Raw genomic sequence first — 14,242 nt, 5'->3', positions numbered from 1 at the left:
CCGCCGAGTAACCTCGTGCCGGACGGCCAAACGTCGGGTCAGCCGGCGCCGTGCGAGCGCAGCCAGTCGGCCACGTCGGTGGCTCCGCTGCGGGTGGCGGCGCCCAGCGGTGTCAGGTCCTCCCACGGCGGGATCCAGTCGACGGCGGCACCCTGGTCGAGCAGGAACCGGACGGCCGGCAGCCGGCCGCCGTGGCAGGCGCCCCAGAACGCCCCGTTGATCTCGTCCGGCGACGGCCGGACGGCACCGGTGAAGCAGGCCCGCACCCGGTCGAGGAGCCCCAGCGTCGCCGCGTGCCACAGCGTGGTCCGTGCTCCGCGGTCGACCAGGCGGCGGGCGGTCCGCCACTGGGCGAAGGCGGTCGCGTCGTCCAACGGGGTACCACCGGCGATGACCGCGCCGGGGGCGTCGATGTCGGCACCGGCGTCCAGCAGCGCGTCCAGCACGTCGGCGTCGTCGTTGCTGGCCGCCCAGTGCAGCGGCGTCTCGGTGTGCCCGCCGGTGAACCGGGCGTTGACGTCGGCACCGGCCCCGGCCAGCAGGGCGACCGTGGCCGGCCCGGCCGGGAAGTGGCCCGGCCAGTCGGTGACCACGTGCAGCAGGGTCCGCGGGCCCAGCCGCGCGGTGGCCAGGCCCGGATGGTCGGCCAGCAGCCGCCGCAACGCCTCGACGTCTCCCCTGTGGATCGCCCCGACCGCGGCGACGGCCAGCGGATCCTCCCCGTCGAGCACGAGCACGTCGGCAGTCACACCGGGCACCCTACCGACGGGGCACGGCCACCGGCGTACCGGTGGCCGTGCCGGGCACATCTCAACAGTCGTGGCGACCGGCGGCGAGCCGGACGGCGGTTCCCGCGTTGAGGCGGCCGAAGCCGTACCACGGGCTGTGTCCCGCGGCGGAGTACCGCCCGCCGGCCGGGTCGATGCGGTCACACGAGCGGCGCAGCACGTCCCTGACTTCGGCCCAGGTCAGGGCGGGGTTACAGGCCAGCACGAGCGCCGCCACACCGGCCGCTCCCGGGCAGGCGCTGGACGTACCCCCGAAATCGGCGGTGTAATCGGCGGTGTCGTAGCCGCCGCGCCCGGTGATGTCGGTGGTCCAGATCCCGGGCGTGATCGGCTCCGGCCGGTTCTCCGCGGCGAACGCGAAATCGTTGCTCGGGAAGGCGCAGAAGATCGCGTCGCCCTTGTCGCTGTAGACGCTGCGGCGGCCGCGGTCGTTGCTGGCCGCCACCGCCAGCACCCTGGGGTGGCTGGCGTAACCGTCCAGGTCGACGCTCTCGTTACCGTTACCGGCGGCGAAGAAGACCAGGCAGCCCTTGCCGCCGCGGCCGTGGGTGACCGCGTGGTCGATGGCCAGCCGGGTGCTGTCGGGCAGCGGCACGTGGTGGCGCGGGTCGTCCGGCCGCGACCACCTGCCGTCGGGCGGGCCCCAGCTGCACGAGATCACGTCGGCGCCGTTGCGGGCCGCCCAGTGGAAGGCGTCGGCCTCCTGCTGGGAGCCGAGCTGGGCCCGCAGCCGGATCGGCATCAGCCGCGCCTCGGGTGCGACACCGCTGGCCCCGAACCGGCCGTCGGCGCAGGCCACCCCGGCGCAGGCGGTGCCGTGGAACTCGCTGCCCCGCGGGCGTGGGTCGCCGGTGCCGGCGGTCGCGTCGCGCGGTGCCACGATCTTGCCGGGTGCGGAGAACTCCGGGTGACCGAGGTCGATGCCGGTGTCGATGATCGCGATGGTGACGTCGCGGCCCCGGCTGACGGCGTGTGCCTCGGCGACGTTCGCGGAGGCGTCGACCGGGTGGCCGCCGACGACGGTGGCGGCCAGGTGCCACTGTTGCGGCGCGATCGCGCGGCGGCCCAGCTCCCGGACGATCTCCGGATGGGCGTACCGCACCTCGGGCCGGTCCAGCAGATCCTGGGCGATGGCGAAGACGGTCAGCCCGGCGCCTTCCGGCGCGGCCACGAAGAAGGCATTGACGGCATATCCCGGCTCGTCCTTCACGGTCAGGTCACGCTGGGCGAGCATCCGGCGGCATCGGTCGTACGGGACATCGTCCTCGAATTTCACGAAGAGGTTCTCCGTGTAGATCACCGGTTCACCGGAGTGCCCGTCGGTGAGGACCCGGCCGGCGAACCGGACGTCCGGCGCCGCCCGCAGACCGGCCATGATCGTGCGGGCCTCGCCGGTCCGGTACACCTGCACGCCGGACTCCGGGAACGACAGCACCCGGTCGAGGCCGTCCAGTTCGGGGCCGGTGTGCGGCGGTAGCCGGCGGTGGGTGCGCACCGCGACGAGTTCGGGATCGACGACGAGATGGTGGGTCCGGCCGTTCCGGCCGCCGTAGGTCACTGCGGGCATGGTGTCCTCCTCGAGGTTCGGCGGGGTGGGACGGGGCCCCGGCGTGGGCCGGGACCCCGTCGTCGGATCAGGCGAGTGATTCGGCGTAGGTGTAGAGGTCTGCGACGTCACCGTCGAAGTACGGCCCGTCGAACTGGCCCGGGTGGCCGTGGCCGTGGCTGACGACGCTGTTGACGTAGCCGAGGCCGGAGTCGTCGTCGTACTCCTGCAGCCACGGGCCGCCGCTGGAGCCGCCGGTCATGTCGCACCAGGCGCGGACCTGCTCACCCTCGGCCTGCCAGGTGCCGCTCTGGCAGTAGTACTGGACGTCGCCGGGGAAGCCGTCGGCCGCCGGGTAGCCGAGGATGGTCACGTCGACCTGGTAGCCCCAGTTCCAGCGCAGGCCCATGCCGCCGACGGTGTCGACCACGGTGTCACCGCTGGCGCCGTCGCTCATCACGGCGATCGCGATGTCCTGGTCGAGGTCGCTGCGTTCGGCCCACGCCGAGCGGGTGGTCAGGGTCGAGGCGACGAATCGGCCGTACGGCTCGTCGCCCTGCCGCAGCGCCGGCACGAAGATGAAGTCGGTGTACCAGTCCTGGCCCGCCCCGCCGTGCACACAGTGCCCGGCGGTGATCACCAGACGGCCGGTGGGGCTGTTGACGGCGCTGGCCGAGCAGGCCGCCGGCCCGGACGGCGTGGTCATGTAGACCTTGCCGACCGCCTGCGACTGATCGACCGACCGGATGCCGTTGCGGGCTGCCACCGGTTCGACGGAGCCGCTCACGCCGTCGGGGCGTCGTGGGCCGCCGGCCGGCCGCTCGCCGGTCTCGATGTCAAGATCGACGGCCTCGGCCATCCGTTCCGGCGTCCAGTACCGCTCGATGTCGTCGAGCGAACGGCTGTTGGCCAGCGCGTCGATGCTGATGTTGCCCGGCGGCGGTGAGGCCTGGGCGGCCGGGATGCCGACGGTCGCGGTGAGCCCGATCGTCACGCCGGTGACGATCAAGCGGGAGAGGGATGCGTGCACGATGTTCCTCCTGATGAACGGTGGGATGGACGGGATGAGGGGTGTCACGGTTCGGGCGGGTTCCGGGTCCCGGTCCGCATCGCCTGCCGGACCACGGACCGGGCCCAGCGCATGCGGGTGGCGGCGTTCTCCGGGTTCTCGCCGTAGGCGCAGGCCATCTCGCCGACGCAGCCACGGGTGCCGCCGTGACGGCGTACCGCGTCGGCGATGGCGAAGGTGAGATCGGGCCGGCCCGGGTGTGATCCGGTCGGCAGCCGGCTGGCGAAGAGGGCCTCGCAGCAGACCGTCTCGACGACTTCTTGCAGGTGATGGCGCATGACTGCCTCCGTTTCGGAGCCGATGTGATGCCGACGATCGTGTCGTCGCGACGGGGTCGCGGTCGTCAGCCGCCTGACAGCGATGCGCGGTTACCGCAGCCGCGGTGCGATGTTGACGTCACTTGTTCCGGTGTGACCCCTGTGAACAGCGCATATACGGTGTGGGGCGTACGGCTGGCGCGGTACTCAGCCGTCCAGCCGGTAAGGCAGCAGACCGACGCGGCGAGTCCCTCCGGGGCCCGACAATGTTGGCCATGGCATCCAAAATTGTGAAATCAAACGATTCACGGTTCCTGGCGTCCGTGCACCCGGTAGGCGGGCTGGACGACCTGGGACGCACCGGCCTGGCCTGGGGCACCCTGATCGACACCGGGCTGGCGCTGATCAGCACCGGAGACGGCCGGGACCTCACCGGGGACCTGCGGTTGCTGGCCGGGCCGGCCGAACCCGACTCCGGTTCGTTGCTGGAGGCTCCGCTCGAACCGCGGCAATGGTGGAAGGGCCCCGGCGGTCACGTACACCAGGTCGCGCTGGTGCACCTCGGCGACTGGGATCACCTCGGCATCGACGTCTGGACGCCGGGGAAGGACGAACTCCTCGATCCCGAGGCGCAAGCCCAGGCCGACCGGGTGCTCGCCCGATGCCGGCCACCGCTGGCCGACTGGTACGAACACGCGGCCAAGGCCCGCGCCGCGTTCGGACCGGCGCCCCGCCCGTACCCGTTCACCTTCGGCCGGTTGCCGGGATCGCCCGGCCACGGTTTCAGCACCGGCCACGACGCGAAAACCACGTGGGGACGCCTCGTCGGTCGGTGGCTGGGACTGGGCGGATAGCCGTGCGCACCCTCACGAAGGCAGGTCTCAGTCGCACGATGAGCCTGCTCGTCCCGGTGCTGGCCTGGGCCGTCGACTGGGCGCACGAGCGGCTGGACTCCGCGTTCGACCCGAGGAGCCTGGTGGTGAGTGCGGCGGTGTTCGCCACCCTCTACCTGCGGGACAGACGGCCGGGCCTGGTCCTGGTGGTGCAGCTGATCTGGTCGGTGGGTGCCGAGCCGCTGATGGGAGTCGTGTCCCCACTGACCGGATCGCTCGTCGCGCTCCAGGCTCTCGCGGCCCGCCGGCCGCCGGCACTGTCGGTCGGCGGGCTGGCGGCCACCACGACCGTCCTGTTCATCCAGGTCGGATTCCCCGCTTCCGACTCATGGGCCGAGGGTCTCACCGGGTTCCTGATCGCCACGACTGCCTGGGCCCTGGGCTACCGGCGTTACGATACGGTCACCGTACAGCAAGAGGTGACGAGGGACGCCCTGCGCGCCGAACGACTACGCCTCGCCCGCGACCTGCACGACATCGTCACCCACGCGATCAGCGCGATCGTCATGCAGGCCGCCGGGGCACGGGCGGTGATCGCCGACGACCCGGAACGCGCCGCCCAGGCCCTCGACGCGATCGAGACGACCGGAGTCCAGGCCATGGACGAGCTACGCCGGCTGCTCGGCCTGTTGCGCTCGGCCGGCGGCGACGTCACACCCGACCTCAACCGGCAGCCCGGCCTCCAGGACATCGGCGGCCTGCTCGACTGGGCGCGCACCAACGGCCTGATCCCGGCGACGTCGGTCGAGGGCGAGCCGGGACTGCTCGACGAGTTCACCAGCCTGGCGGCCTACCGGCTCGTGCAGGAGGCCCTGACCAACACCCTCAAGCACGCCGGTCCCGGCGCCGTCGTCGAACTGGTCCTCCGATGGGGCGATGAGAACCTCGACATCCGCATCCAGGACCGGCCACCGGCACGCCGCGAACGCGGCCGGCTCCGCCTCAACGGCGGACACGGCCTTCTCGGACTCCACGAAAGGATCACGGTGGTGGGCGGCACACTGAACACCTATCCGTCCGACGGCGGTTTCGTCGTCGAAGCCCGGCTGCCACTGAAACGGCGCCGAACCGCATCGTCCACCACGCCACCGATCAGGGAACGAACCTCATCATGATCACCGTGCTCCTCGCCGACGACCAGCAGCTCATCCGATCCGCCATCGCGATGCTCCTCACCCACCAGCCCGACCTCGACGTGGTGGCCCAGGCCGACGACGGGCAACAGGCCGTCGACCTGTGCGCCGTGCACCATCCGGACGTCGTGGTGATGGACCTGGGAATGCCCGTGATGAACGGGGTCGAGGCCACCCGCCGGCTCCTCGCCCCGTCCGAGTCCGGTGACACCTACCGGCCGCGGATCCTGGTCCTGACCAACTTCTACGACAACGACACCGTGCACGAGGCCCTCCGGGCGGGTGCCGCCGGATTCCTGATCAAGGACAGCTCCCCGCACGAGCTGCCCGACGGGATCCGGACCATCGCCGCCGGACACCACTACCTGCACCCGGCCGTCACCGGTGGTGTCATCGCCAGCCTCGCCGCGCAGCCCGTCGCCGGACAGGCACTGCCGGGTGTCCTGGACCGGCTCACCCCACGCGAACGGGAGGTCCTCCAGCACATGGCCTACGGCCTCGGCAACGGCGAGATCGCGGTCCGGCTGTTCCTGTCCGAGGCGACCGTCCGGACCCACGTCAGCCGCATCATCACGAAACTCGGCGTCCACGACCGCGCCCAGGCCATCGTCATCGCCTACCAGAACCACCTGGTCCGGCCAGATCCCCGGCCCTGACACACGATGATCTTCGATCGGCCGCTGACCGGCGACAGTCCGGCCGGACCGTGATGGGATCATGCTCGGCGTGACGCCTGAGGAACATGCCGCCCGTGCCGCCGAGCTCGTCGCCGAAGCCGAGCGGCTCTACCAGATCTGCCTGGTGGACTACGAGACCAACATCAACGAGGACGACCATTCCGAGGAGCCGTACGTCCCCGGCGCCGACCTGGCGATGCTGACCGCGACGTGTCAGCTCGCCCAGGCCCACGCCCTGCTGGCGCAGCGGCACTGATCGGCGGCGGCCCGATCGGTGTCTTGACGGTGTGTGCGGTGCGCTGCGAGGCTCGACTCCCGGAACGGCCGTACAGCGTGGACGGAGCACTTGCGGATCTTCATCAGCCACAGCACCAGGACCAAGGACGACCGGGTCGTCCTCAGCCGCCTCACCGCCGGCCTCCGCGCCAAAGGCTACGACGTGTTCATCGACCGGGAAATCCACGCCGGTGAGCCCTGGCGGTGGCGGCTCTATCACGAGCTGGCGTTATGTGCCGGCGCCGTGGTGCTGCTGACCGAGGACACTCTGCGCAATAGCAAGTGGGTCCGCCGGGAGCTGGACATCCTGTTGTGGCGGGCCGCGTTCGACCCGGAGCTCGTCATCGTCCCGGTGATCCTGGACCGGACCGGCACCCAGGCGATCCGCCAGGCCGGTTTCAACGAGCTGACCGAGACGCAGTTCCTCCAGGCCGGCGCCGGGGAACTGTCGCCCGAGCAGATCGCCGAACGGGTGGTCGCGCGTTTCCCGGCGACGCGGGCACCGACGCCGGACACCGAGATGAACAAGTGGTTCACCAACATCACCCTGGTACTGCACAAGATCGGTGCGCCCCACCCCGAGCAGATGATCAAGGCGGCCCGGGCTCTCGGCGTGCGTGCCGAGGACTTCGGCGAGGTGCCGCTGACCCGGGGCTACCACTTCCTCGCTCATCAGTTCCTCGGCCACGCCACCGACTTCTCCACCATCGACGCGGTCGAGCCCCTGCTCTACTGCGGTGACCGGGAGTCCCTGGCGCGCCTGGTCGGCTTGATCCAGCCGACCTGGGTGGATGCCGGCGCCTCCCGCCCGCTGACCCGGTACGCCGCCGGGCAGGGCTGTGTCGCGGTGCTGAACGCCCGCGACCCGATGATCGCGAAGCAGTATTACCTGCGGGCCACCTGTGTCAGTCCCCTCGCCGACTCCGCCGAGGTGCCGCTGGCGGTCGGCGAGGACGTGGTCGGCGAACTCGTGGACGCGTGCGAGCGTACGGTGAAGCGTCTTCTGGGAGCCGATCCGGATCTCGACGAGTGGGACGACCTGCCCGCCGACTGGGTACGGAACGGCCCGCGCAGCGCGAAAGGGGCCCGGCTCCCCCGATTCCTGATCCTCGACGCCAGCCAGTACCAGCCGCACACGGTCGCCCGCGCGGTCGCTCATGTGCGCGAGCGCTTCCGATGGCTGAGCGTGATCGTGCTGGTGGGCCGGACAGCGCCGACCCCGGAGGAGATGACGCGATGGGGTCTGACCGACGCCACCCTGCTCGAACCACCGCTGAAACCGGACGCCGAGGCGCAGGCACGCGGAGTCATCAACGAACTGAGGAACATGATCGAGCGAGTAGGGAGCCGCTGATGACGATTCACCCGGCGCCACGTATCCCGGACGGCCGTGACGGGAAGGCGTACGTCCTGCAGCGGGAGATCTCGTTCGCCGTGAAAGTGGCGGTGGCCACCGGGCGGCCGCTGCTGCTGCGCGGCGAGCCCGGCTCCGGCAAGTCGTCGCTGGCGGCGCATCTCGCCCGGACGTGGAACTGGCGCTACTACGAACACGTCGTCACCTCACGGACCGGCGCGCGCGATCTGCTGTGGTCCTTCGACGCGGTCCGGCGTCTCGGTGACGCCCAGCTCCGGCAGCACGGCGAGCGGCCGCATGACATCGCCTACGTGGAACCGGGCGTGCTCTGGTGGGCGTTCGCCCCCGACTCGGCCGCCCAACGCGGCGGGGCGAACGCCGATCATCACGCGGACGATCCGAACCCCGACAACGCGCGACGCGCCCGCGAACACGCCGTCGTCCTGATCGACGAGATCGACAAGGCCGACCCGGACATGCCGAACGGGATTCTGGTTCCCCTGGGCTCCAGCGAGTTCGAGGTGACCGAGACCCGGACCCGGATCCGCGCGGCCGACGACGTACGCCCGCTGATCATCATCACCACCAACGAGGACCGCGAGCTGCCGCAGGCGTTCCTGCGCCGCTGCGTGGTGGCCTGGCTGCCCGAGCTGACCGGCGAACATCTGGTCAAGGTCGCCACCGAACACCTCCGGGCGTACGGGGAGAAGGTCACCGAGTCGGACACGACGTTGGCCGAGGCGCTGGCCCGCGAGTTGATGGCGGCCCGGCGGCAGGCCGCGGATCTCGGCGTCCGCAAACCCAGCACCGCCGAATTCCTCGACGCGCTCCGGGCGATCCGGGAACTCGGCATCGAGGTCGGCAGCCCGGAGTGGGAGGACCTGCGTTCGCTCGTCCTCATCAAGGTGCAGCAGCCGGCGGCCTGAGATGCCCGGGGACATCTGGTGGGGTGACGTGATCCGGGCCCGGCGTGCGCTCGGGGACTTCCCGGCGGCGGCCCGGGCACTCGGCTACGACGTGGCGGCAGGCACCGGTTCGCCCGCGCCGGCGCCCGATCCGCTACCGGCGGTCCCTGCCACGCCACGGCCACGACCGGAACGCCCGGAGACTCCGGATCCGGCCGACACCGGCGGCGACACTGCCGACGAGGGCGAGTACGCGAACCTGCCGATCCTGCAGCCGGTGGCCCGGGAACCGCTGGGCCCGGTCGTGGACGCCGACGGCGACGTGCTCGCCCGGACCCCACCGCCCGGTGTACGGGCTGCCGAGCGGCGGTTACGGCTGCTGGCGCCCCGGTCGACGGCGGCGATCCTGCAACTGCTGCTGTCGCGGCCGGTCCCGGACGGCGCGCCCGACATCGCGGCGGCACTGGCCCGGATCGCCGCGGCGGAACCGGTGACCGACCTGCCCCGTACCCTGGCCCCGACACTCCGGTTCGGCACCCAGGTCCTGGTCGACCTCGGCGACAGCATGCAGCCGTTCCGGCGCGACCAGGCCGATGTCGTCGACGACGTCCGTGCGGTGATCGGGGCCCGGGCGACCGAGGTCGTCTACTTCGCCGAGGTGCCCGGCCGGGGCGCCGGGCCCGGCCGCCGCTGGACCTGGGGTCCCTACCGGCCACCGCCGCCGGGGACCCGGGTGCTGCTGCTCAGCGACTTCGGCATCGGCGCCGACCCGCTCGCCCCGAACCGGCCGACCGTGCGGGAATGGGACCGCCTGCTGCGGCAGCTCATCCACCGGGGATGCCAGCCGATCGGGCTCGTCCCCTACCCGCCGGCCCGGTGGCCGTCCGTGCTGCTACGGCACTGCCCCATGATCACATGGGACCGGCACACCACGGCCGGCCAGGCACGGACGGCCGCGCCGTGACCGGCTACGTGAGCCCCGGCCCGGCCGCGGAGGAACTGGCGCTGCTGCTATGCGTCGCGGTGCGGATCGAGCCGGAACTGATCCGGGCGGTCCGGCTCGGCCTACTCCCCGCCTACGACGTCGGCGTCGAGGGCGACCTGTGGTTCAGCGACTGGATCGGGCACCGCTCCGCCGAAGCCGTCCAGTTGCGCACCGAGATCGCCGAGTCGCTGCGCACGGAACTGACCCGCCGTCTCGGCGACGACCCCGACGGCCCGTTGAACCGGATCTGGCCGGTCCTGCACGAGGTACACGGGCGGCTGTCGCCGACGCTGCTGCTGGAGGAGGAACTGCAGTGGGCCGCAGTGCGGGTGGCCGCCGGACTCGCCGACGCGGCCGAGATCGATCGGGTGCTCCAGCCGGCGCTGCGGGCGGTCGTGGTCGAACACCGTACCGGTGTGGTGGACTGGTTCACCGCCGCCTACCGGCGCCTGCCCGAACTCGTGCGGTCCAGTGTCACCGCCTGGCAGCTGCTGCAGGCAGCACCCCGTGGTGAACTGCCGGTCGCTTCGCCGGGGCCGCTCGACCTCACCCACATCCATGCGCTCGGCGATCACGTTCCGACGGTCAACATGCCGGTCCGTCTGGACGGCGACGACCTCGTCCTGAACGAGACACCGATGACCTGGCGGCACCTGCTGCTTCCGGTTCCGGACACCACCCCGCGCCTGGTACGGGTGCGATCGGGTACCCATGTCGACGCGCTGGTACAGATCGCCCCGGATCGCGTGGAGCGGATCGAGGTCGGGCCGGACCCGGTCCGGATCACCACGGGCCGCGGCGACGTCTTCGAGGTGGGCGGACCGGCTGACGCCGAGGCGCCCGACGCTCCGATGGAGATCGTGCCCGTGGTCGCCGTACGCGCAACCATGCCGCTGGGCACCAACCGGGAACTGCGCGACCTCGCCCGCGCCCTGCGCACCCGGCGGGTCCGGGTCGATGACGAACTGGTCGCCGCCGTCGAGGCACGGATCGCGCGCGCCCGCGCCGGTGAATTCGAGACGGCGGACAGCCTCCGGCTGCTCGGCTGGGTCCTCTACGAGGCCGGCATGGAGTCCGTCGCGAACGTCGAATCATCCTGGATGACGCTGTCGCCGGAGCAGCGGTCCCTGAGCGAGGCCGCGTTCACGCACACCGCGCGGCTGGCAGCGGCCGCCCGGGACCTTCCGCAGCGGCACCTCGCACCCCGCGCCCTCGGCGCGATCAGGGCGGCGGCCATAGCCGAGGCGAAGAGAGACACCATCGAGGGGTACGACGCCGCGCTCGCACTGATCCGGGCGGTACTGGACGACCGCCAGGACTTTCGGGAGCTCGCCGGGAGCGACGTCGAACTCGACGAGATGCTGGTTCAACTCTCGAACGCCCATGTGGGCACCGTCAACCGGATGGCCGAGCGAGTCATCACGAGGTGGGCCGAGGAGTTCGCGCCGGCCGAGAACGAGAGCCACTGGCTGGAGCGCCTGCACCGAGAACTTCGGGAAGCGGTGAAGGTCGGCGAGAATGCGCTGGCCACGGCTGTCCACATCGGCAGGCAGCACGGGTTCGTCACGATGGTGACCGAGGACAGGCTGGCGGTGGTGGGAAGTCCACGGACACCGGCCCTGCTCACCGCCCGGGCGTGCCTGCTCGCCGCGGTGATCTCCGACGGCCGGCCGGACGCAGAACATGCCGCCTGGATGCGCACGTTGGCCGACTGTTACCAGGCGATCGACGAACCGGCCGCAGCCGCTGACGGGCGGAGGCCTCCACTTCTCACTGACATGCGGCGCGGGCTGGCACAGCTACGACTCGGTGTCGCCCTGGCATTCCCCGGTGACTCACTGCCGACATCGGGACTCCGTCCGCAGGCCATGGGTCTCGACCCCCTGGACGATGAGGCAGCGGAAGCACTGTCTGAGCTGCTCGCCGACGAGCGGACCAGCTACCGGGGTGACGCGGGCGCCGTCGGTGGAGCCACGATGCCGGCGTTCATCCGTGCCGTGGAGGCTGCCCGGTCGCAACGGAGTGCCGTCACCACCTACCGGCAGTGGCGCCGCCGCTGGCCTTCACTCGACCGTTATGCGGACGAAAGTGGCCGGCAGGACCGCGTCGAGGCGGTCCTCACCCTGATCGACGATGACGACAGATCCGACGTCGGCGCAGGTGAGGTGCGGTCTCCGGGCCGGGACTCGCCCCGTGCGCTTCGCGTTCGAGTCCGATCCGAAGCAGTCAAGCGGGCGATGGCCCGAGACGACTTCCTGTCCCTCGCGCTCGATGCCACGACCGCTGCCCGCGTCGTCGATCAGCGGGAGGCACTGAGCCGCAAGGTCACTAACGAGTCGGAGCTGCTGTCGAGTGCTCTCGAACACTTGGACGTCGCGGCCGGGGCTACGGAGAGCTGGGCAACCCGGGCGCAGGCGATGATGCGTGCCGGAGTCGTCCATCGCTTCGCCGAGATGGCCGGTGTCCCAGTTGTCTCACCCTCGGGTCACACCGCTGCGGACCTGCACGCGATGTCACTCAGGGAGCTTGGCGGGAGCCCACCGAGGGACCTGACGTTGGCGGTGGTCGCACGCTATCGCGGCGCGCGGGACCTCCGGCTCGCGGGCCGATACGCAGAAAGCCTGGAGCTGTCCCGCGTGCCACCCGGCATGCTGTTCGGCAGCGGAGCGGACAGTTACCACACGGATTTCGTTTACGAAACCGGCGCTGCGTACATCAGCATCGGTGAACCTGACCAGGCCGGACCGCTGCTCGACGAGTGGGAGTCACAGATGACGACCATGACATTGCGACACGAGAGGCGGCACCGCTTTGATTTGATTCGCGCGCTGCTCCGGTGGGAATCCCACGACGGCAGGGCGTTGGACGATCTGCTGACCGCACAACGCCAGACGGCGCTGGACGGTGGGATCGGGCCCCTTTCCCTGACGTTGACGGCAGCAGAGTTCTCCGCCGCCGCCGGTCAGCGCACTCACGCCCTTGTCGTCGCCCGTCGGGCCAGGCAGTTGATCGAGGAACTGTGGCGCACCGACAGAGTCGTCGGGCACGCCCCGGCGCCGCTCACCATGGCACTGAAACGAGCTTGCGGCGACCTAGCCGCACTTGCCGCCGAACTCGGCGACCGCAATGGTGCCGACCTCGGATTGCGGGTGGCGCTGACAGCCGGACGTGCTGACCTCGCAACCGCTGTCCGCGCGGGACGGTCCTCCCTGACCCAGCGTGTCAGATCGATCATCGATGACCTCGTCGACGGGGAGAAAGGGATGCGACCGTGGCCATACCGGCCGTTTGATGTCCAGAACATACGCCAAGAGCTGGACGCAACGGTGTCACCGCCCTTCACCGAGCTGGTCCTCCCGCGGGAACTGAAGGTGGCCGACCTACGCAAGACGATCGGAACCCGCTACGCACTGGACTTCACCGAAATCACCGACAATCTGGGTCTCAAAAGCGTATTTCGGTCGGGCATCTCGTCAGGAGCCGCTCTCACCTTCGCGCGACTCGCACCCGAGACGGTCGAAGCCGCGACCTCTCTCTCGGGCGGCACCGCCGCCTCACCGTCGCCTCTCGACGGATTGCTGCCGGTCGACCTGATCAGGAGACTGGCCACCGCCGCAGGGAACCCGATCGAGATCGTGATATCGGCGAATTGCCGCGCCGGTGACCTACCGTGGCCGGCGTTGACCTTTACGGGGCCGTCCGGCGCACGGTTGAGGTTGATCGATCATGCGGTCGTCACCAGAACGCCGCTGCTGACCTGCGTCACCAGCCCGTCCCCACCAAGCGTCGACGGCCAGGCCCTCGTGCGGCTGGTAGGCCTCGACGACGGAGGCGTCGACGTCCAAGCCGAACGCGCCGCGTGGGATCTGGACACCGACGGCAACAGTGTTCCCGCCAGCGCTTGCCATCTCCACTCCGCTGACCTGCTTACGTCGACCGGCGGACACCTGTTCGACGCCCTGCGCGCGGACACCTACGACTTCCTGCACCTGGCGGCGCGCGGGACCGGAACAGGCCCGGCCGAGCGGCTTATCCTCCCCGAGGGATACCTCTCCCTCGCGACCGCAACACACCTGCGCTGGCCCCGCTCGGCATTGATCTCGGCACCCATCGGCGGATCGGGCCGTTTCGACCTGGTTCTGCTCCTGCTCAGCCTCGGTGTGAAGTGCCTGGTCGTCGGCGTCGAGTCGGCGTCCGATCACGAGATCGGCGCGATGGCCGCCCGAGTCATCCGAGTGCTGCGCGAGGGACCCGTCTCGTTGGACGTCGCGCTCAGAAACGCCCAGCTGGCCGCGATCGCGGCCGGCCGGCCGGAACGCGAGTGGACGTCACTCGCCGCCTTCGTGGCTTGAGACGAGA

The 14,242-nt window shown here is 70.8% G+C and carries 12 protein-coding genes; 8 read left to right on the top strand and 4 right to left on the bottom strand.

The window, feature by feature from the left end:
* Positions 1–38: 38 nt before the first annotated feature.
* The 4 genes from ACFO0C_RS43300 to ACFO0C_RS43285 all read right to left on the bottom strand — a co-directional run bounded on the left by ACFO0C_RS43300 (position 39) and on the right by ACFO0C_RS43285 (position 3,681).
* Positions 39–749 (bottom strand): ankyrin repeat domain-containing protein, encoded by a 711-nt coding sequence (locus ACFO0C_RS43300; protein ID WP_378072686.1) that lies wholly within the window; start codon positions 747–749, stop codon positions 39–41.
* Between the two features lie 61 nt (positions 750–810).
* Positions 811–2,355, bottom strand: a complete 1,545-nt coding sequence (locus ACFO0C_RS43295; protein ID WP_378072685.1) for a S8 family peptidase — start codon at positions 2,353–2,355, stop codon at positions 811–813.
* Positions 2,356–2,422: 67 nt separating this feature from the next.
* Positions 2,423–3,364, bottom strand: coding sequence for a trypsin-like serine peptidase (locus ACFO0C_RS43290; protein WP_378072684.1), 942 nt, complete (start codon positions 3,362–3,364; stop codon positions 2,423–2,425).
* 44 nt (positions 3,365–3,408) lie between these two features.
* Entirely contained in the window at positions 3,409–3,681 is a 273-nt protein-coding gene (locus ACFO0C_RS43285; protein WP_378072683.1) for a hypothetical protein, read from the bottom strand.
* A 302-nt stretch (positions 3,682–3,983) separates the two neighbouring features.
* Between ACFO0C_RS43285 and ACFO0C_RS43280 the strand changes: the two genes are divergently transcribed.
* From ACFO0C_RS43280 to ACFO0C_RS43245, 8 genes are all read left to right on the top strand, one after another.
* Positions 3,984–4,514 carry a hypothetical protein gene (locus ACFO0C_RS43280; RefSeq protein ID WP_378072682.1) on the top strand — a complete coding sequence of 177 codons (531 nt, stop codon included), beginning with the start codon at positions 3,984–3,986 and terminating at the stop codon, positions 4,512–4,514.
* A 38-nt stretch (positions 4,515–4,552) separates the two neighbouring features.
* A complete protein-coding gene (locus ACFO0C_RS43275; protein ID WP_378072681.1) occupies positions 4,553–5,668 on the top strand; it encodes a sensor histidine kinase in 1,116 nt (371 codons plus the stop codon).
* The gene (locus ACFO0C_RS43270) at positions 5,665–6,342 is read left to right on the top strand and encodes a response regulator (RefSeq protein ID WP_378072680.1); all 678 of its coding nucleotides are present in this window, start codon (positions 5,665–5,667) and stop codon (positions 6,340–6,342) included. Before ACFO0C_RS43275 ends, ACFO0C_RS43270 begins: the two co-directional genes overlap by 4 nt.
* Before the next feature lie 61 nt (positions 6,343–6,403).
* Positions 6,404–6,619 carry a hypothetical protein gene (locus tag ACFO0C_RS43265; RefSeq protein WP_378072679.1) on the top strand — a complete coding sequence of 72 codons (216 nt, stop codon included), beginning with the start codon at positions 6,404–6,406 and terminating at the stop codon, positions 6,617–6,619.
* A gap of 90 nt (positions 6,620–6,709) precedes the next feature.
* Entirely contained in the window at positions 6,710–7,993 is a 1,284-nt protein-coding gene (locus ACFO0C_RS43260; RefSeq protein ID WP_378072678.1) for a toll/interleukin-1 receptor domain-containing protein, read from the top strand.
* The gene (locus ACFO0C_RS43255; protein WP_378072677.1) at positions 7,993–8,919 is read left to right on the top strand and encodes an AAA family ATPase; all 927 of its coding nucleotides are present in this window, start codon (positions 7,993–7,995) and stop codon (positions 8,917–8,919) included. Before ACFO0C_RS43260 ends, ACFO0C_RS43255 begins: the two co-directional genes overlap by 1 nt.
* 1 nt (position 8,920) lies before the next feature.
* Positions 8,921–9,862 (top strand): hypothetical protein, encoded by a 942-nt coding sequence (locus ACFO0C_RS43250; RefSeq protein WP_378072676.1) that lies wholly within the window; start codon positions 8,921–8,923, stop codon positions 9,860–9,862.
* Positions 9,859–14,235: a hypothetical protein gene (locus ACFO0C_RS43245; protein WP_378072675.1), complete on the top strand. Its 4,377-nt coding sequence runs from the start codon at positions 9,859–9,861 to the stop codon at positions 14,233–14,235. Before ACFO0C_RS43250 ends, ACFO0C_RS43245 begins: the two co-directional genes overlap by 4 nt.
* Positions 14,236–14,242 lie beyond the last annotated feature (7 nt).

Origin of the sequence: Actinoplanes subglobosus (genome assembly GCF_042650585.1) — a bacterium.
In the GTDB taxonomy this organism is placed as follows: domain Bacteria; phylum Actinomycetota; class Actinomycetes; order Mycobacteriales; family Micromonosporaceae; genus Actinoplanes; species Actinoplanes subglobosus.
This window is presented reverse-complemented; position numbering and strand designations above follow the sequence as displayed.

What these genes read in the sequence shown, in the direction of transcription:
- ACFO0C_RS43255 (WP_378072677.1), top strand. Translation starts at nt 7,993, where the DNA reads ATGACGATTCACCCGGCGCCACGTATCCCGGACGGCCGTGACGGGAAG.
- ACFO0C_RS43275 (WP_378072681.1), top strand. Translation starts at nt 4,553, where the DNA reads ATGAGCCTGCTCGTCCCGGTGCTGGCCTGGGCCGTCGACTGGGCGCAC.
- ACFO0C_RS43285 (WP_378072683.1), bottom strand. Translation starts at nt 3,681, where the DNA reads ATGCGCCATCACCTGCAAGAAGTCGTCGAGACGGTCTGCTGCGAGGCC.
- ACFO0C_RS43250 (WP_378072676.1), top strand. Translation starts at nt 8,921, where the DNA reads ATGCCCGGGGACATCTGGTGGGGTGACGTGATCCGGGCCCGGCGTGCG.
- ACFO0C_RS43270 (WP_378072680.1), top strand. Translation starts at nt 5,665, where the DNA reads ATGATCACCGTGCTCCTCGCCGACGACCAGCAGCTCATCCGATCCGCC.
- ACFO0C_RS43265 (WP_378072679.1), top strand. Translation starts at nt 6,404, where the DNA reads ATGCTCGGCGTGACGCCTGAGGAACATGCCGCCCGTGCCGCCGAGCTC.
- ACFO0C_RS43295 (WP_378072685.1), bottom strand. Translation starts at nt 2,355, where the DNA reads ATGCCCGCAGTGACCTACGGCGGCCGGAACGGCCGGACCCACCATCTC.